This window comes from Actinacidiphila rubida (genome assembly GCF_900110255.1).
GTDB lineage: Bacteria > Actinomycetota > Actinomycetes > Streptomycetales > Streptomycetaceae > Actinacidiphila > Actinacidiphila rubida.
In genome coordinates, this window is the sequence record NZ_FODD01000058.1 from 1 (window position 1) to 18,117 (window position 18,117).

Sequence of the window (18,117 nt, forward strand, 5' to 3'; positions counted from 1 at the left end):
AGTGTGCGCGCTCACCATCACGCGGCCGGCGCCCGTAAGGAGCGGCCATCCGCACTGTCCGCCCCAAGGGGGGACGAAGCAACGGAACACCAGGCCGAGCCTCCGTGGCAGAACCTCGTCGACCGGCTGGTGGAGGTGGTGCAGGAGGCGAGGGACTGGGCCGCTCGCGGGGTGGCTTCACCAGCAAGGTCCACCTGAGCGCCGACGGCCGTTGCCGCCCTCTGTCCCTTCTCGTCACTGCAGGCCAGCGCGGCGACAGCCCCCAGCTGGAGTCGGTTCTGGAGAAGATCCGCGTGCCCCGGCTCGGACCAGGCAGGCCCCGCAAGAAGCCTGACAGCGTCGCCGCGGACCGAGCGGGCGATCAACAAACTCAAGAACCAACGGGCTATGGCCACTCGATACGACAAACGCGGGTACGTGTTCCTCGGCACCGTCACGGCGGCCGCCATCGTCATCTGGCTGAGGGCATAACCGCTCACAGCACGAACGGCTGGTAGGCCAAAGCCTGGTCAACGACTTCAGCTGCTGTCGGCTCTGGCCTGTCCTTCGGCCAGAAGATCAATCCAGCAACGTAGCCAGTCGGACAGCCGAGCCCCCTGTCGAGCTCGTCCAGCACACGCTGCGTCTCGTCTTCGTCGTATTCAACATTCATGACGTCCTGCACCAGCCTGACCGCCGCCTCGCGCGTCATCTGCAACTGAACCCACCCTTCAAAGCAGAAGCACCCTACTCAAGCCCAAGATCGGCCGGACAGCTCCTAGTAGTGCTTCGTTAGGTTGGCGCTGGCCGTGGTCTGGTGCGGGTTGTTGGTAACGGTCGGCCGCAGGTGGTGCAGGTGCCGGTCCAGCACCTCAGGAGGTCTTGGAGGGTGTCCAGGACTTGGTAGAGGCTGAGGCCGGCGTGGGGGCTTTTGGATGGTGCCGGTGGCAGGTCAGGAAGGCCTGGGCGGCGGTGACGAGGGTGACGTGGTGATGCCAGCCGCGCCAGGTGCGCCCTTCGAAGTGGTCCAGGCCGAGTCCGTGTTTGAGTTCGCGGTAGTCGTGCTCGATGCGCCAGCGCATCTTGGCCCACCTGACCAGATCCCGCGCTGGTGTGGTGGCGGGCAGGTTGGACATCCAGTAGTCAGTGGGTGCCGCCTGGTCCGCGGGCCACTCCACCAGCAGCGTCTCCGCAGGCAGGACACCGTCCCAGCGATTGCGGCCGCCGCCGGAGTCCTGGGCGGCAGCGGTGGCCTGCTTGCCCGCCGGACGCACCGACATGACCCGGAATTGCAAGGTCATCTGCCCTTTGCTGCCCTCCCGCCAGGTCACCGGCGTGAAGGCGGCCCGTCCGCCGTCGGCTGCCAGGTCGGCCACCGCGACAGGAGGTGTGCGGTAACGGGGCAACCTGGGCGGCCCGAGCCCGCCATAGGCGGGCCGGTGCGGCACCGCCTCTGCCGGTTGGGCGACCTCCCGGCCGGTGACCGCGACCACATAGCCCAGCCCCCGCTCGTGCAGCGCGAGCCGGAACGGTGTGCTCTGCCCGTAGCCTGCGTCGGCTACCACGATCGGCACGGTCAGCTTCCAGTCGGCCAGTTCATCGAGGATGTCGAGGGCCAGCCGCCACTTCTCCCGGTGCTCCACCGGGAGAGGAATCCCCGCCCGCCGGCAGCGGGCCGGGTCCTCGGCCCACTCCCGGGGCAGATACAACCGCCACTGCAACGGGCACGATGCACTGTCGGTCGCGGCATGTACGGACACCGCGACCTGGCAGTTCGCACGCTTGCCCAGCGCCCCGCAGTACTGCCGGGCCACCCCGGGTGAGGCCGTGCCGCAATTGGGGAACGACACATCGTCGACCACCCACACCCGCGGTGTCACGACCTCGGTCAGACGCTCGGCGATCCGCCGCCGCACCGGCGTCTCGTCCCACGTCGACTGGCTGACGAACTGCTGCAGCGCCTGCATGTTCCCATCCGGCAGCCGCTCCGCCATCGGCTGGATCGACTTGCGCCGCCCATCCAGCATCAGACCCCGCAGGTAACACTCACCCCAGCGCCGCTGATCCCGCCGCGGCACCGACGCGAACACATCACCCACGAAATCCGCTAACTCACCACGCAGACGCTCCACTTCCGCCAGCTTCATACCCTCAACATGCTCCCGACCAGCCAAGATCAGAAGACCTAACGAAGCACTACTAGGCGACGGAGCTGCCGAGGGAGAATCCGAGCAGGTCGATCCGTGCCAGACCGAGCGCGGTGATGAACTCCACCGCGTCCTCGGCCATGGCGCGGACGCGGTGCGGGGTCCAGCTCGTGGTTGCGTTGACGCCCCTGTAGTCGAAGGTGACGATGCGGCGGCCCTGCGCGAGGGCGTCGATGAGAGTGGGATTCCAGCTATCGAGGTTGTCGCTGAAGTGCTGCAGCGGCGCCAGAGGCCGCCCGTCGCTCTCGTCTTCGAGGCTGTGGTCGCCGTTCGCCGCCTCGGCGGTCTGCGTCTTGACATCCGCGTAGGTGCCCACACCCGCGTCGTCCTCATTCAAAGGGCCGACATACGACCTCCCGCATGCGGGCGGTCGTGCGACAGGCGAGCCGGCAGCCGTTGAGCCGCGACTCTCCGACTGCCGACACTTGGTCCCGCTGCCCGGCGTACTGCCAAGTGCCTGGCGGCGGCATGGACCGGTGGGTGCGGGCGCCCCGTAAGTTCATCTCTTACTGGTCACTTGCTGCTGTCGGCGTCCGACAGAAGCGCGTGAGTGACCTCGGCCGGCCGGTCGAGCTGCGGCCAGTGACCCCCGCCCGCCAGAACGGTGAGCGTGGCGTTACGCAGGTGCTTGGCGATCTCCTCGGCGACTGCCGGGCTGAGGTAGGGGTCCTCAGCACCCCAGATGAGGCGGAAGGGAATGTCCAGGGCCTCAAGCTCGGCCATCTTCTGGTCTTCGCGGGCCACCTCGGACAGCAGCTGTGCCGTCATGTGGGCGAACGCCGGTCCCGAACCCTGGCGGCTGAAGTTCTCGTCGATGAGCCGGGCCAGGAACTCGTCGTAGTCGATCTGCTCCTCGGTGCCAAGGATCTCGCGGAACTGCGTGCGCTGGAACTCAAGGATCTGTTCGAAGCGGGCGGGACTGCGCAGGAAGTGCTGGCTCAGCGCAGACAGTTCGGGAGTAGCGAAGAACACGATGAGTTCGGGGAGCCGCAACGACGGGCTGCTGCCGTAGAAGCAGTTGAGCAGGGCCACCTCGGCGGTACGTTCCGGGTGACGCAGGGCGAAGTTCACCGCCACGGCACCGCCCGCGTCGTGGCCGACAGGGATAATGCGGTCGAGGTGGAGGGCATCGGCCACCGCGAGCACGTCACCGGCTTGCTGGTCGAAGGAGTAGCCCGCGCCGGGCTTCTCCGAATCCCCGAAGCCGAGGAAGTCGAACACGACGACCCGGCGACCCGATTCCGCCACCAAAGGCGCGATCTTGTCGAAGATTCCGAGATTGTCCGGAAATCCGTGCAGCATCACGTAGGCCGGTCCGTTGCCCGCGTAGTCGCGGACATAGAGTTCACCCGCAGTCGTGGGTACGCGAAGCTCCTTGTACACCGGCTTTTCTCCGAATGACCTGTCTTTTTTGTGGGACATGATGGTGCTTTCTGTTCGCGGGACGTTTTTCGTCCAGGGTTCTCGTCTTGTTCAGGACACGTCGCGTGCGCGGTTCGCCGCGTTCGCGAAAAAGTCGTCGATGTGAACGACGGGCCGGAGGGCGCGGTCCAACAGGCTTGCGGCGATGCCGGCGCGGAAACCTGATCCACAGTGCACCCACAGGCGCGCCCGGGGTAGTTCGTCGATCCGGTCCAAGATTTCGGTGAGCGGGATGTGCAGCGAGCCGGGTATGTGCCCCCGCACGCGTTCATCGACTCGGCGCACGTCCAGAATCACGTCATCGTCACCAAGGGTGGCGGGGACATGAGCGAAGTCGACTCTGAGGTAACTGCCGTGTCCGAGACCGGAAGTGATCTGGTCGAAGGGACCGGCCGTGGCACCTGCCAGGTGATCGATGCCGATACGAGCCAATTGGCGCTGCATTGCGGCGACGTCCGAGGGGCTCTCCCCGATCAGTGTGATCGGCGAACCCCACGGCAGAATCCAGCCGAGGTAAATCGCCGACTGCTCGCCGAGCTCGATGCTGACAGAGCCGTCGATGTGGTTGGCGGCGAAAGCCTTCCGGCTCCGTATGTCCACAAGCCATTCTCCCTCCTGAAGCCTACGCCGCAACTCCGCCGGACTCACCGGCTCGGGGGAGCTCAGGTCAGGGAGGGCGGGACCCGCCAGGTTCAGTGGTGCCATGTGGGCGTAATAAGCAGGGTAGGGAGTGATGTTTCCCAACAGCTTCTCGATGAAAGACTGCTCGTCCGCAGCGGTGTATACATCGTTCCGAATTTTTTCCCGACCGATGGTGCTGTTGTCGTCGGGTGCGGTTTCGCCTGCGGAACAGAAACTTCCGAAGCCGTGGGTTGGAAATACCGAGGTGTCGTCCGGGAGCGCGTCTCCCAGGCGTCGTACCGATTGGTACTGGAGGCCGGTCAGCTTCAGGGTCTGTGCCGGATCGACGAGGTCTGTACGGCCCACGCTTCCGTAAAGAAGGGAGCCGCCGGTGAACACCGCCGGCGACTGGTCCGGCCGCCGCGCGTCCCGGATCACGTACGACAGATGGTGCGGGGTGTGGCCCGGCGTCTTCAGCGCCCGCATATGGAGGGAACCAAATATCATTTCGTCGCCGTCATTCACCGGAACTCGGTTAAACGAAACCGTGTCATCCGCGCTGACAAGGTATCGGGCACCGCTGCGTTGAGCCAGTGCGAGTCCGCCCGTCACGTAGTCATTGTGGATGTGGGTCTCCGCCACTGCGGCCAGCGTGAGCCCGAGGTCGGCTACGAGTTTCTCGACTCGGTCTATGTCGCGTTGCGGGTCCACTACAATTGCCACGTGACCGTTGTGCACAATGTACGTCCGGTCGCCGAGCCCTTCTGTGCTCACGATTTCGACGTCCACCGCAGTGCTCCTAACTGGACACCTGGCCTGCCTTCTACTGGGGCTCGGGTTTCAGGCGTCCCGTATGCATGGCCTCCAGTGAATCGCAGCAGAACGCTGGGTTCCATCACATGAACAGGTGACGCATGCAGACGCCCTCACTCACTCGCCAGGCCGGATGTTCCGATAGACGTCGAAGACAGACATGGATCTCGATGCCTGCTGGAATGCCTGACCGGTCAGGGCCGGATCAGTCGGTGAGGGCGGCTCGGCGGTGAGCAGATGACCTACGGTCTCGCCCTCGGCGTCGGAGACCGGACTACAAGGAGCCACGGAGCCCGCCGCCCGTCTGTATGGCGCACGGCGACGGATCAGGAACGACTGACCAGCAAAAAGACACCACGACCTCTCGCTTTGATCCGGCCCAACGCCTCCTCGACCGCCACGGCGACGAAGTGCCCCATATGCGCAAGAGTAAAACCTATGTCGGAATGCATCAAGTGCGGACGCAGGCCGTCTCACCCGCGACCGCCGCGTGGTCTCGGCCAGCGCCCGGTCTGCGCGAGCAGCCGTACGCAGCTCGCTGCGGCCCTCGAGGACAAGGTGAAATGGGACCACTGACGCGATTTCGCCGAGGAGGCCGTGCGCGACCCGGGCGAGGCAGTCATCGGCTGCTAGAGAATGCCTCCACCCGATCGGTGACGACTCTGATGGGGCTCAGCGCGTGGCAAGGACCTCGTCCGACCAGGGAACAGCCCGCCTCTTCAACGATCTTCGGGCTGCTCACCGGGCCCGACAATGCCTTCCTCATGCAGGTGGTTAGCGAGTTGAACACGAGACTGCACGCCGAGCTTTGCGAAGATAGACCTTGCTTGGGTGCCAACCGTGTTGATGGAGACGCCCAACCGCGACGCGGCAGCCTTGTTCGTGTAGCCGGTACTAATCAACACGGCAACCCGCTGTTCCGCGGGCGTGAGCGACGTCCAGCCGCGGGTCTGCTCAGCGGGCTGCACCTTCCACTTGGCACTGTCGACACCGGCCTCGCGCATCAGCTGCTCCACCGTCGTGCGATGAGCCCTGGCATCCGCCTGTTCGTATTCGTCCCAGGCCCGGTCGAGTTGGGCAATCCCGTCGTCATGGCGGCCAGCTACGAGCAGTGCGCGACCGTACACGGCGGCGCCTCCCCCGCGCATAAGCGGTCTAGGGCTCGCTTGCAGGACGCTCGCGGCCCTCGCCAGCGTCTCGAGGTCGTTGTCCCGAACACCGCGCAGTTGCAGGGCGAGGCCCTCGAAACTGGCTACACCTGGGTTGCGCCGGGCGGACTGCGATGCGGCCTCGACGAGCTCTGCGGCGAAGTCCTGGTTTCGGGACTGGTCGCCGAATTCATAGAACATACCGAGCCAGCACGGCCACAACGGCCAGTAATGAAAGGCGGCCCCGGCGCCCCGCAATACCGGGACCAGGGTCCGCATGGACGCCTGGAGGTCGCCTTGACGGCCGGCGAGCCAGCCACTCATGACGGCAACCCAGGGTTCACGCACCGCCGGATCCGCTCCAGTGAGCTTGTCCACCGCCGCCAGTTGCGCGGCCGCCCTGTCGAGGTCGTCACGCAGCAGTGCCACTCCGGTGCGGACCACATGTGCGTCAAGGACGTAGAGGTTCGTGCCAAGCTGGTGGCCCAGATCGATTACCGCCGTGGCGCCTACCTCAGCGTCGTCGAGCTTGCACAGGAGGAAGTCGTGCCACATCTGCGCGCTTTGCAGACCCGGCAGCATCTCGAGTCGTCCACCGCGGAGTAGCCGGGCCTGGTCGAGCAGGGCCTGGGCGTCGGCATAGCGGTCCAGCAGTTGCAGCGAAGTGACCTCTTCCGCAAGGAAGGGGGAGCCGCTCACCACCCGCTGTTCACGGAAGTTCCGCAGCGCGATCGTGTGCCGACCCTCGTTACGGGCCGTCTCGCCGAGCGCCTGAAGGGCTAGTACGAGAGCTTCCCGGTCCCCTGAGGCACGGGCGTGCCCGACGGCTTCTGCCGCCTCCTTCGCCGCGGTCTCGCCGGCGTCTGTCCGGGTCAACGCCAGTGCGTATGCGGCACGGAGTCGTGAGTTCGTGCTTGGTTCCAGGGCTGTGCCCGCCAGTACACGTTCAAGGCGCTGCCTGAGTTCTGTGATGCGGCCGCTCAGCCACAGAGCGCGAGCGGCATCGACGTGCGCTTGGCCGACGATGTCGCTGTCGTCCTGGCTGGCGATGACGAGGTCGGCGACAGCGATCGCCTCGCGCACATGCTGGGTACGGGCCAGCACGGCCAGGCAGCGCAGGCTTATAGCCGGCCATTCCGCCTGACTGGGGTTCAGCGCGCGGAAAGCGAGCGCGGCAAGGTCTCCGGCATCGTCACTGCTGAGCCCGGGCTTGGACAATCGTTCGGCAGCGGCAACCAGAATGTGCACGGTCGCCAGGTCGCCAGGTTCCACGGCCACACGGGCATGCGCGGCTGCGGTCAGGGGATCCCCTGCTTCGTTCAGGTAGTAGGTGGCCAAGCGGGTGTGGAGGTCGCGCATGACCTTCCAAGGCAGCGTCTCACGGATCGCCGCCCCCACGAGATCGTGGCGCATCGAAAGCCCCTGCGCAGTCGCCGATACGAGCCGCGTGGCCAATGCGGCCGGGATCGTAGAAGCGGCACTTGGTAGCAGAGCGACGAGATCCCGCATCGGCACCGGCCGTCCCGCCGTGGCAAGCAGCTCCACCAGGTCTCGCACGTGCCTGTCCAACGCAGCTACCTGCTGCGCGACCGCCGTCTGGAACTCGGCTACGAGAGTGGCCTTGTCGTCACCGTGCGCATGCGCTCGGACCACGGAGCCGATTATCTGTTCGACGAACAATGGATTACCGCCGGTGGCAGCGAGGAACCCACGAGTCTCCGCATCCGGCACGTAGCCGAGCCGGTCCCGTGCGATGGCCGTCACTTCTGGTCCGCCAAGTGGCCCGAGTTGCTCGTGCACCACTCGAATCGCTTCGTGATCGGTGAAGTCGTCGAATGTCTCGTTACGGCTGGTCAGTACCCAGGCGATGGGTAGGCCGACAAGGCGTGGCACCAGAGTACGGATGAGGAAGCGGCTGGCCGCATCGGCCCACTGCACGTCATCGATCGCGATCAGCAGAGGGCCTCGCGCAGCCACTTCCTCGAAACGGTCCGCGATCAGTAGTGGCTCGTCAGCGTCCCGGACGACGTGGGAGAATTCGTCCGCGGTCAGTAGCGGTTTTGGACCGGACCGCAGGAGACCGAGAAATGCTGCGCCGGGGCGCATCTGCTCAATCTCATCGCATTTGCTGCGAGCCACTCGCAGGGAAATGGCCTCAGCCTGTGCACAGAGCTCGGTCAAGACCGCGGTCTTGCCGATCCCGGCCGGACCGGAGATCAAGAGGACGGAGCATGCTTCGTGCTGCTTGACCGCTCGCACACCGCTCAGCAGTCGTGCAAGCGCCTCCCCACGGCCACGCAAAGGCTTCGTTCTCACTGGATCACCTCGCGGCCCTAAGACGTCATCTCATTTGGTTCGGTAGGTTGGCGGTCGTGGTTTCGATCGTTGAGCGCTTGGTTTTCGGGTTGGTGAAGCCGATGGGCTGCAGGTCAGGCCCGCTGCGGCAGCACTCCCGGCATGGAAGACAGGCACCTGCCGTACGGCTCAGCGATACCGGGGCGGGACTCGCACCAACAACCGACGAATGTTGGCCCGTTGTAAAGTCGAGCGGCTGACGAGCGACCTCGCATCACCGGCGCCGTCCGCGGGAAGTCGACCGTCCTCACTGTCCAGGACCCGGCCGCTGAGCGGGCCCCAGGCACTGTCGATACCGACTTCGTCGCCAAGCCTCCGAACCGGACTGGGTCGCGGACTTCACCCATGGCGCAGCATGGGCTGGCACGGTCTACGCCGCCTTCGTCGCCGACACCTTCTCCTGCTGCATTGGAGGCTGGTCCGCGGTCACCACCAAACACACCCAACTCGTCCTGGCCGCACACGAGATAGGCCTGTGGCAGCGTGACCGCGAAGGCACCCGGCTAACTGGTCCACCACGGCGACGCCGGCTCGCAATACACCTCTTTTGCCCTCGCCGATCAGCACCGGCTGCACGGCGAAATAGGCTACCTCCCGCGCGCAGGATACGAAGCCACCTACCACCTGACCGACAAGAGGTTACGGCCAAGTTATCGAGTCTCCCTCGGACTCGGAACGGTTCATCGCGACGTCAAGGACTTTGTCCGGGGGCACCTCCGGCGGGATCTTGAGCTCAGGACACATTCGGAGCATCCATGTCTGTCGTCGGATGTAAGAGGCACCGCCTCGTCCTCGGGACGCGCTGAGCCCGGCCCGTACGACGCGATCGGCCACGCGCAATCGACCCTCATGGCACCCGCACTTTGCTCCGGAGCTCCAACAACGAGTGAGCAGGTGCCATCGTGGCGGCCGTCAGGCGAGGGCGAGGAAGAGCTTCTCCAGTTCGGCCTCGGTCATGGGAGGTGCGGTGTCATCCGCCGCTGCCAGGCACTGTCGCATCCCGCTGGCGACGATTTTGAATCCGGCGCGGTCCAGGGCGCGGGAGACCGCGGCGAGCTGGGTGACGACGTCTTTGCAGTCACGGCCAGCCTCGATCATGGCGATGACTCCAGACAGTTGACCTTGCGCTCGCCGCAGACGGTTGAGAACGGACTGCATGGACTCCTCGTCCACCGCCATCGCCATGGCCGTACCTCCTTGTTCGTGCTGCACGTTCACTTGGTCAAGTGTACCCCAGGGGGTATAAGGGCGGTTCCGGTCGTTCGGGCCGTCGCCGACCATGCCACCGAAACCGCCTTTGTGGTTCACCCGTGTGAGAAGCGGACGGAGGGCAGAATGCGTCGCAGCCAGGCAGGGCTCCACCACGCGGCATGGCCGGTCAGGCGCAGTAGCACGGGGAGCAGGATGAGCCGGACGAGTGCAGCGTCCAGGAGGACGGCCACGCCGAGGACGATGCCCATTTCCTTGGGTGGCAACGGCCCGGAGGTGGCAAATGTGAAGAAGACGGCGACCATGACGGCGGCTGCGGCGAAGATGACGCGGCCGGAGTGCGCCATGGCGCCGACCATGGCGTCCTTGGCGTTGCGACTGCGTTCGTAGTGTTCTTTCGCGGAGGCGAGCAGGAAGACGGTGTAGTCCATGGCGATGGCGAAGATCATGGCGAAGAAGAACACCGGGGCCCAGCCGTCGAGGAAGCCCTGGGAGGTGAAGCCGAGCAGTCCCGCGCCGTGGCCGTCCTGGAAGATCAGGCGGGCGGTGCCGAAGGCGGCGCCGGTGGACAGCAGGCTCGCGGCGGTGCCGAGTGCGGCGATCAGCGGTGCCTGCAGGGCGATGAGCAGGAGCAGGAAGCCCAGGCCCAGGACGACGCCGATGACGAGCGGGGTTTTGCTGGTGAGCACATGCTGCAGGTCGAGGTTCTCCACCGAGGCGCCGCCGACGAGGCTCCCGTGGGGCAGGTCGGCGCGCAGGGTGTGCACGGTCTCGGACAGCGCGGGGTCGGAGGGATCCACCTTCGGTACGGCCTGGATCATCGACCAGCCCGAGTGGTCGGTGGCGGCTTGGGGAGGCAGCACGGTGGCGACGCCGGGGGTGTGCTGGGCGACGTTGGCGGCCTGGCCGGCCGCGGCCGTCGGCACGGCGATCTGCAGGGTGCCCGGCGCGCCGGGGCCGAAAGCGTGCTGCACGGCGGCGTAGCCGGCGCGCGCTGAGGCGCCGTTCGGCAGGACGTCGATGGAAGGCATGGCTGTTCGCAGGCCGATCACCGGGGCGGCGAGTGCCAGCAGGACGAAGAGTGCGGCGGCGCCGTAGGCCACGGGCCGGCGCCATAGGCGCTCGCCCCATGCGGCGAACCGCGGGGAGCGATGCTCACCGGCCTTCGCCCAGGGCAAGGAGACGGCGTCGATCCGGTGTCCCAACTTGGCCAGCAATGCTGGCAGCAGCGTCAGTGTGGCCGCCAGGACGAAGGTGACGGCGAGCATGATGCCGCCGGCCATGGAGCGGAAGGCTGGGGAGGGAACGAGCATCACCGCGGACAGGCTGACCAGGACGGTCGCGCCGGACAGGGCGACGGCCTTGCCTGCGGTGTCCATCGTCTCCACGACCGCATCGAGGGTGCTGCGGGTACGGCCCATCCGCGCGCCGCGGAATCGCATGACCATGAACAGGGCGTAGTCGATGCCGAGGGCCAGGGCGAACATCATTGCGAAGTTCATCGCCCAGATCGACACCGGTGTCAGATGCGTCAAGAGCACCAGGGAGCCGGCGGACGCGCCGAGCCCTGCCATGGTCAGCAGGAGCGGGAGGCCTGCGGCAACCAGGGAGCCGAAGGCCAGCACCAGGATGATCATGGTCACCGGCCAGGACAGCATCTCTGAGTGCATCATCGCGTTGTGGTTGGCCTTGTTGAAGTCGCTCCACAGTACGGACGCGCCGGTGGCATGGACCGTCACCCCGTGCCCGGACAGGTGGGAGAGCGGGCCCTTGAGGTCGTCGGCCGCGCGAACCATCTCGTTCGGATCGGCCTTGGCGCCCGCCAGGATGACCGCGGTGTGGCCGTCGGGGCTGATCGTCGCGCCGGGCTGCGGGGATACCACGGCCGCGACGCGGGAGTCGGCGCGCGCCATGCTCTCGGCTTGGCCGATAACGTGCTGGACTGCGGGGTCGCTCACCGGCTTGTCGGCGTGGACCACGATCTGGATCGCCGACGAGGCGTTGCCGCCGAAGTGCTGCTGCGCGATCTGGCGTACGGCCACCGACTGGGATCCGTTGGCCTGCCAACCGGCGCCCGACAGTGCAGACTCCACCTTCGGCGCGAAGGCGCCCAGGACGGCCACCACGATCACCCACAGCAGAAAGACGGTCCTGGCATGGGTCGCGGACCAGGCGCCGAGCCGGCCGAAGGGGCCAGGCGCACCGGACGGCGTGGCGGGGGGCGGCGGTCGGTCGTGGGATCCGACTCTGAGTGAGGGCGCGGACGTCATGATGCAAGCCTTCCTGTCGGGGCCAGCTGTGGCAGATACCCCCTGGGGTATCTGCCTCAACGGTATGCGCAGTGGTGTCGGTGGCGCAAATACCAAGGGGGGTATCTCCTCAGAGGGGGTGGCCGGGAAGGCCATCAGCGGGTGTCGCCGCACGTCGGCGAGCGAGGGGGTGTACGCCGGAGGCGCATGTCGGGCTTCGAGCTGCGCCCTGTCGCTGATGAGGTACGCCCGAAACTCGACGTCGCCCTTGCGTCTCGGTGCGCCGCGTTCCTCAGCTCCGACCGGTGTCCGGCCGTAGCCGACTTCACGCTCGTTTCCGTGGGCGTGGCAGCAGGGGGTGACGGGCAACTTGGGACGGCCGACTTCCCCGTTGCCCTCGCCGCGGTGGTACTGATCAGTGCTACCTCGGTCCCGTCGCAGTCGTTCGCCGGCGACGCAAGCCGGCCCAGTTCTGTTGGGTGACCACCACCACCCAGCGGACGCCCTCGAGCCCCTGCCCGAGCGGCTCGGTCCCGGTGGACCTGCACTCGGCGTTACTGGCCGCCGACAAGGAGTCGGTGGTAGAGACGCTGGAATATACCCCCCGGGGTAATTCTGTTAAGATCGGACGAGACATACCCCCGGGGGTACATCGACTCGAAGGGAGCATCCAAGTGTTTTTCGTGGACACGATCGAACTGGAGGGGCTGGGCAACCGGAGCTATCTGGCCGGGGGCCGGCTGACCGCAGTCGTGGTGGACCCACCGCGCGACATCGACCAGGTGCTCGCAGCCGCCGCCCGGCGAGGGGTGCGCATATCCCTTGTGGCGGAGACGCACGTCCACAACGATTACGTCACCGGGGGGCTTGAACTGGCACGGATCACAGGCGCCGCCTACCTCGTCCCGGCCGCCGCGCGCGTGTCGTACGCGCGGACCGCTGTCGGCGACGGCTACACCGTCGACGTGGAGGACGATCTGACCCTGACCGCGGTGGCGACCCCGGGTCACACCCCCCACCACACCGCCTACGTTCTCAGCCGCTCCGGGCAACCGAAGGCAGTGTTCACAGGCGGCTCACTGCTGATCGGCACCGTCGGTCGCCCCGATCTTGTCGACCCGCGCCTGACCGAGCACCTTGCCCGGGCTCAGTACGTGTCCGCCCACCGGCTCGCTGACGCGCTGCCGGACGACACCAGGGTCCTGCCGACGCATGGCTTCGGCAGCTTCTGCTCCTCGGCGCAGGCCGACGGAGACGACAGCACGATCGGCAAGGAGAAGGCCGCCAACACCGCACTCGTCACGGACGCGGAGACCTTCGTCACCGATCTACTGGCCGGACTGGACGACGTCCCCGCCTATTACGCGCACATGGGGCCGGTCAACGCGAGTGGTCCGGCTCCGGTGGACCTGACTGCTCCCGAGGTCGCCGATCCGCGGGAGATCGCGGGGCGGCTGGCCGCGGGAGAGTGGGTCGTCGATCTGCGCAACCGTGTCGCCTTCGCCGAAGGACATGTGGCCGGTTCGTTCAACTTCGAGGCGGACGGCAGCCTCGCCACGTATCTGGCGTGGCTGATCCCCTGGGGCAAGCCGATCACCTTGCTGGCCGAGTCGGATGGTCAACTCGCCGAAGCGCAACGGGAACTCGTGCGCGTCGGCATCGACCGCCCGGCCGCCGCGGCCACCGGTGGCCCAGAGCGATGGGTGGTAGCCGGGCAGCGGCCCGTGTCGTTCTCACGCTCGACCTTCGCCGGACTCGCCGAGCGCAACGCCGAGGACATCGTGGTCCTCGACGTGCGCCGCGACTCCGAACGCGCGAAGGGCTGGATCGAGGGCTCGGTGCACATCCCCGTTCATCAGCTGCACCATCGGGCAGGCGAGGTCCCCGAGGGCGGCACCGTCTGGGTGCACTGCGCCGGCGGGATGCGTGCCGCCATCGCCGCGTCGCTGCTGCACGCGGTTGGTCGGGACGTGGTGGCCGTCGACGACAGCTTCGACGCCGCCGCCCAGGCAGGCCTGACCATCACCGGCCGCTGAGTCCGCAGCGGCCCACCGCGGCCGGCAACCGATCTGGCGACCCCGAAGAGAAAGGACCCCGAATGTTCCCTCATAGCAGCCGCGCGCCGAGCTTGTCGGTCCAGGAGGCGCACACCCGAACTGGAAGTGACCGGCCGGCGACGGTACTGCTGGACGTGCGCGAGGCCGTCGAGTGGGCGGCCGGTCACGCGCCCGGGGCCGTGCACGCACCGCTGTCGGGCCTGGCGGCGGGCGGCGTGTTGCCGGCGTCTGTGCGGGGCCGAAGTCTGGCGGTGATCTGCCGCAGTGGCCACCGCTCCCAGCAGGCCGCGACCCTGCTGGCGCAGCGAGGCGAGGACACGGTGAACGTCGAGGGCGGCATGAACGCATGGGCCGCAGCGGGCTATCCGGTCGTCGACGAGCACGGGAACCACGGCTCGATAGCGTGAGTGTGCTCATCCTTGCCCTGGCCGCGGGAGCCGTCGTCGGTCTGGCGCTCGGCGCCCTGGGCGGCGGAGGCAGCGTCCTGGCCGTACCGGCACTGATCTATCTGCTCGGCCTCACCCCGGCGGCGGCCACCACCGCAAGCCTGATCATCGTGACCGTCACTTCGGCGACGGGCCTGGTGGCTCACGCCCGTGATGGGAACGTGGCCTGGCTGACGGGAGCACTGTTCGCCGCCGCCGGCATCATCCCCGCCTTCCTGGCTGGTGCTGCCACCGCGCACCTTCCGCAGACGGCCCTGACCGCCACTTTCGCCGTCCTCGCTGCACTTGCCGCGTTGCGGATGCTGCGGCCCGCAACTGCCGAAGCACCCCACGAGGTCAGGCCGGTGAAGGCGGCGGCAGTCGGCGGAGGCCTCGGCGTGGTGACCGGGTTCCTCGGCGTCGGCGGCGGTTTCCTGGCCGTGCCCGCCCTGGTGAGCGTCCTCGGCTTGCGGATGCGGCAGGCCGCGGGCACCAGCCTGCTGGTCATCAGCATCAACTCCCTCGCCGCGCTCGCTGCCCGAGCCGGAACCGGAGGGGAACTGCGGTGGGAGGTGATCGGGCCGTTCGCCGCAGCGGCCGTCCTAGCGGCGTGGGACGGCAAGCGCCTCGCGATGAAAGTCAGCGGTGGCGCCCTGCAGCGGATCTTCGCATTCGTCCTGCTGGCGGTGGCGGCCTTGATGCTCGCCGACACCTTCGCGTGACCGCATCCTCGCCGACGGCCGGTGCCCGAGCCCGTGAGGAGGGGAGCCGCACCGGTCAAGTAGCCGATAACTCCAGCCGAAGACCGGAGCCACCGTTCCGGCCTCATGCATCCCATACGACAAGGAGCAACAAGCATGTGCCAGCGAGCCATCTGCAACAAGTGCCAGAAGTTCACGTACCGCGGCTGCGGAATGCACGTCGAACAGGTGCTGACAGGAGTCCCCACCTCCCAGCGCTGCACCTGCACCCGGGACACCACGTCGGCCGGGAGCCGCTGGAAGCGCCTTCTCGGTCGTAGCTGAGGACTGAACTGCGACCGTGCCTGCTCGGCGAGGGCTGACGAACGCCAACAACCCTGATAGAGAGCGGGGTCGGCGCTGCTGCACCCATGGCCTATCCGGTCCCCCGACCAGCGCCGTCGCGGCTTCGGCAGGCTGCCGCTGCCGCGATGGGCGGCAGGAGTAGGTCTGGGACGACGGGTGCAGGCGGGTAGCCGCCGCAACCTCACCGGCCGCACCTGCAACTAGGGTCTGTTGCGAAAGTGGATCTTGAGACGCGATGATCATGGTGTGATGCGAGGTGATCTGACGGACGGACAGTGGGCTCAGCTGGAGCCGTTGCTGCCGGTGGGGAAGAAGGCGGGCAGGCCGCGGACGTGGACTCATCGGCAATTGATCGACGGGATACGGTGGCGGACCCGTGCGGGGACGCCGTGGCGGGACGTTCCCGACAGATATGGCCCTTGGGATCGGGTCTACGACCTGTTCCGCCGGTGGCAGCGCGACGGCACCTGGAAGCGGATCCTGGTGCAACTGCAGGTCCAGGCCGACGCGCAGGGTCTGATCACCTGGGACGTGAGTGTGGATTCGACTGTCTGCCGAGCCCACCAACATGCCGCCGGAGCGCGTAAAAAGGGGACTTGCAGCGCGAGCCGCCCGGCGGGATCGATACCGAGCCAGACGACCATGGCCTCGGACGCTCCCGGGGCGGCCTGACCACCAAGATCCACCTGGCGACCGAGCAGGGGCAGAAGCCGCTGTCGCTGCTGATCACCGCCGGGCACCGGCACGACAGTCCGCAGTTCCAGTCTGTCCTCGAACGCATCCGCGTCCCCCGCCCCGGTTCCGGACGGCCGCGCACCAAGCCGGCCAGGGTCCGGGCCGACAAAGCCTACGGCTCTCGCGCGAACCGCTCCTACCTGCGCAGACGCAGGATCGGATGCACCATCCCGGAGAAGGCCGATCAGGTGCGCAACCGCAAGAAGCTCGGCTCCCGAGGCGGCCGGCCACCAGCCTTCGACACGGAGGACTACAAGGAGCGCCACGCGGTGGAGTGCGGCATCAACCGGCTGAAACGCCACCGAGCTGTGGCCACGAGATACGACAAACTGGCCGTGCGCTACGAGGCGACAGTTCTCGTCGCAGCAATCAACGAATGGCTATGACCTACCCCCCGCTTCGTAAGGTGCCGGTTCACTCATCCGCGCCCTCACCCACGGCGTCCGGCAGATGAGCGACCAGAAGCTCGGCGGCTCCTTCCGGAGTCACGGCTTCCCCGAGGAGCTCGCCATAACCAGGCGTGTAGATCTTGTACGGCGGTCCACCACAGACGATGAAGGGCAGGCGGTCCCTGTCCGACTCAGGCCACGGTGGCGGTGCAGCACGCAGGAAGTGCAACGTACCGTGAGTCGGGAAGGGAAAGAGGCCACGCAGTCGGGACTGTGCGTATGCCGCCTCGACGACCAAGGGATCCCCCTGCCGGGTTCCAGGAGTGCCTTCCAGCAGTTGGCGCCAGGCCGTGCCGATATCAGGGGCTTCGGGCATGGGCTGATCTTCCACGCTCAAGGCGACTGCGGACAAGTCTCCGGCCTACCTTCCTGGGGCTTTCCCAACACGCCCTAGCTTGATCTTTAACGAGTTGGTGCGTGATAGCGGTTGAGGTGTGGGTGGGCTGCGCTTGGGCTGTGGTTCAGCCGGTGGCGGTGCGGTCGGAGACGGGGCCGGCTATGGCCTGGTAGGTGGCGGGAAGGCGGTCTCGCCGGTGGGTCCAGCGGGTCAGTTGCTTCCAGCGCTCGTGGTCGGCGAGGGCGTGTTCGACGGTGATCCTGTCGGATGAGTGCGCGTGGCGGTCGCGTTCCCAGCGTGCATGGACCCGGGGAAGTGCGCTCTTGTTCGGCTTCCTCGGTGGCGTGATGGCCTGCCCGGGATGGTCGCGTCGAAGCCCGAGGTATCCGTCGTCCATGAGGACCTCGACATCGGGGAAGTTCTGGAAACAGATGGCGATGCCTTCGTTGCGGGCGGCCGTCACATCGTGCATCCGTCCTGGTCGCAGGGCATCTGTCCATAACGTGCGGCCACGGTGGTCGGCTATGACGGTGGCTTTCATCGTGTTCTGCTTCTTCTTTCCGGAGACGAACGCCCGCCGTCCGCCGCGGCCGGCCACGGGCCGGCGCACCTGGATCTCGGTGGCGTCCAGGCGGAGCTCGATGCCCTCGGCCTGCGCATAGGCGAATACGTCGGCCAGCGATCGCAGACGCAGCCCCGGCTGCCCCGGGACAACCCACCCGCGCTGGGCCAGCAGGACACGGACCTCCCCGACAGCCCGGGTGATCGTCGAGCGGTCAAGGCCGAACAGCAGGCCCAACACAGCGTGGGGCAGGTCGTGCCGCAGGTGGATGAGCGTGGCCACCAGCCGGTCGACGAAGACGAGCTGGTGCCGGGCACCGGCTCCTGCAGCCCGCTGCCTCGCCCCGCCTCGCGCTTCGTGCCGGCGACCCTCGACCGCAGCCTGCCCCGGCTGAGCCAACTCCTCGACCAGGCCGCTCAGATGATGCCGAGAGATCCCCGTGAACAGCTGATGCGATGGGACCTCACGCCTGACCATGATCGCCATGGGCAGAGCATGCCACC

Annotated in this window: 15 protein-coding genes and 1 pseudogene; 6 read left to right on the forward strand and 10 right to left on the reverse strand. The window is 67.1% G+C overall.

Annotation, left to right across the window (positions count from 1 at the left end):
• A pseudogene (locus BMW99_RS42460) lies at positions 1–471 on the forward strand (hypothetical protein); the annotation flags it as partial.
• Between the two features lie 4 nt (positions 472–475).
• Here BMW99_RS42460 and BMW99_RS35350 read toward each other — a convergent pair.
• The 8 genes from BMW99_RS35350 to BMW99_RS35385 all read right to left on the reverse strand — a co-directional run bounded on the left by BMW99_RS35350 (position 476) and on the right by BMW99_RS35385 (position 12,024).
• Complete coding sequence (locus BMW99_RS35350) at positions 476–691, reverse strand: hypothetical protein (protein ID WP_069463153.1); 216 nt, start codon at positions 689–691, stop codon at positions 476–478.
• Positions 692–851: 160 nt separating this feature from the next.
• The gene (locus BMW99_RS35355) at positions 852–2,126 is read right to left on the reverse strand and encodes an IS701 family transposase (RefSeq protein ID WP_075018224.1); all 1,275 of its coding nucleotides are present in this window, start codon (positions 2,124–2,126) and stop codon (positions 852–854) included.
• 52 nt (positions 2,127–2,178) lie between these two features.
• Positions 2,179–2,523 carry an alpha/beta fold hydrolase gene (locus BMW99_RS35360; protein ID WP_107451536.1) on the reverse strand — a complete coding sequence of 115 codons (345 nt, stop codon included), beginning with the start codon at positions 2,521–2,523 and terminating at the stop codon, positions 2,179–2,181.
• 176 nt (positions 2,524–2,699) lie between these two features.
• Positions 2,700–3,569: an alpha/beta fold hydrolase gene (locus BMW99_RS35365; protein WP_176735457.1), complete on the reverse strand. Its 870-nt coding sequence runs from the start codon at positions 3,567–3,569 to the stop codon at positions 2,700–2,702.
• A 90-nt stretch (positions 3,570–3,659) separates the two neighbouring features.
• A complete protein-coding gene (locus BMW99_RS35370; protein ID WP_069463151.1) occupies positions 3,660–5,018 on the reverse strand; it encodes an MBL fold metallo-hydrolase in 1,359 nt (452 codons plus the stop codon).
• A 743-nt stretch (positions 5,019–5,761) separates the two neighbouring features.
• Complete coding sequence (locus tag BMW99_RS35375; protein WP_079138348.1) at positions 5,762–8,506, reverse strand: helix-turn-helix transcriptional regulator; 2,745 nt, start codon at positions 8,504–8,506, stop codon at positions 5,762–5,764.
• A 951-nt stretch (positions 8,507–9,457) separates the two neighbouring features.
• Positions 9,458–9,724 (reverse strand): metal-sensitive transcriptional regulator, encoded by a 267-nt coding sequence (locus BMW99_RS35380; RefSeq protein WP_069463155.1) that lies wholly within the window; start codon positions 9,722–9,724, stop codon positions 9,458–9,460.
• 125 nt (positions 9,725–9,849) lie between these two features.
• Positions 9,850–12,024 carry an MMPL family transporter gene (locus BMW99_RS35385; RefSeq protein ID WP_075018226.1) on the reverse strand — a complete coding sequence of 725 codons (2,175 nt, stop codon included), beginning with the start codon at positions 12,022–12,024 and terminating at the stop codon, positions 9,850–9,852.
• Positions 12,025–12,677: 653 nt separating this feature from the next.
• Between BMW99_RS35385 and BMW99_RS35395 the strand changes: the two genes are divergently transcribed.
• The 5 genes from BMW99_RS35395 (at position 12,678) to BMW99_RS35410 (ending at position 16,652) form a co-directional block, all read left to right on the forward strand.
• Entirely contained in the window at positions 12,678–14,039 is a 1,362-nt protein-coding gene (locus BMW99_RS35395; protein WP_069465250.1) for an MBL fold metallo-hydrolase, read from the forward strand.
• Positions 14,040–14,101: 62 nt separating this feature from the next.
• Entirely contained in the window at positions 14,102–14,467 is a 366-nt protein-coding gene (locus BMW99_RS35400; protein ID WP_069465251.1) for a rhodanese-like domain-containing protein, read from the forward strand.
• The gene (locus BMW99_RS35405) at positions 14,464–15,207 is read left to right on the forward strand and encodes a sulfite exporter TauE/SafE family protein (protein ID WP_069465252.1); all 744 of its coding nucleotides are present in this window, start codon (positions 14,464–14,466) and stop codon (positions 15,205–15,207) included. The genes BMW99_RS35400 and BMW99_RS35405 overlap by 4 nt, the downstream gene beginning before the upstream one ends.
• A 135-nt stretch (positions 15,208–15,342) precedes the next feature.
• A complete protein-coding gene (locus BMW99_RS41645) occupies positions 15,343–15,510 on the forward strand; it encodes a hypothetical protein (protein ID WP_176735581.1) in 168 nt (55 codons plus the stop codon).
• A gap of 270 nt (positions 15,511–15,780) precedes the next feature.
• A protein-coding gene (locus BMW99_RS35410) for an IS5 family transposase (protein WP_407640348.1) occupies positions 15,781–16,652 on the forward strand; the annotation gives its coding sequence in 2 pieces (ribosomal slippage) (positions 15,781–16,122 and positions 16,125–16,652; 870 coding nt in all).
• Positions 16,653–16,680: 28 nt separating this feature from the next.
• Here the strand turns inward: BMW99_RS35410 and BMW99_RS35415 are convergent.
• Positions 16,681–17,031 carry a DUF6193 family natural product biosynthesis protein gene (locus tag BMW99_RS35415; protein WP_075018228.1) on the reverse strand — a complete coding sequence of 117 codons (351 nt, stop codon included), beginning with the start codon at positions 17,029–17,031 and terminating at the stop codon, positions 16,681–16,683.
• Between the two features lie 145 nt (positions 17,032–17,176).
• Entirely contained in the window at positions 17,177–18,091 is a 915-nt protein-coding gene (locus BMW99_RS35420) for a transposase family protein (RefSeq protein WP_176735584.1), read from the reverse strand.
• Between the last annotated feature and the right edge of the window lie 26 nt (positions 18,092–18,117).

Excerpts from the sequence above, each read along its gene's own strand:
- BMW99_RS35350 (WP_069463153.1), bottom strand. The coding sequence starts at position 691 with ATGACGCGCGAGGCGGCGGTCAGGCTGGTGCAGGACGTCATGAATGTT.
- BMW99_RS35355 (WP_075018224.1), bottom strand. The coding sequence starts at position 2,126 with ATGAAGCTGGCGGAAGTGGAGCGTCTGCGTGGTGAGTTAGCGGATTTC.
- BMW99_RS35380 (WP_069463155.1), bottom strand. The coding sequence starts at position 9,724 with ATGGCGGTGGACGAGGAGTCCATGCAGTCCGTTCTCAACCGTCTGCGG.
- BMW99_RS35385 (WP_075018226.1), bottom strand. The coding sequence starts at position 12,024 with ATGACGTCCGCGCCCTCACTCAGAGTCGGATCCCACGACCGACCGCCG.
- BMW99_RS35400 (WP_069465251.1), top strand. The coding sequence starts at position 14,102 with ATGTTCCCTCATAGCAGCCGCGCGCCGAGCTTGTCGGTCCAGGAGGCG.
- BMW99_RS41645 (WP_176735581.1), top strand. The coding sequence starts at position 15,343 with ATGTGCCAGCGAGCCATCTGCAACAAGTGCCAGAAGTTCACGTACCGC.
- BMW99_RS35415 (WP_075018228.1), bottom strand. The coding sequence starts at position 17,031 with ATGCCCGAAGCCCCTGATATCGGCACGGCCTGGCGCCAACTGCTGGAA.
- BMW99_RS35420 (WP_176735584.1), bottom strand. The coding sequence starts at position 18,091 with ATGGTCAGGCGTGAGGTCCCATCGCATCAGCTGTTCACGGGGATCTCT.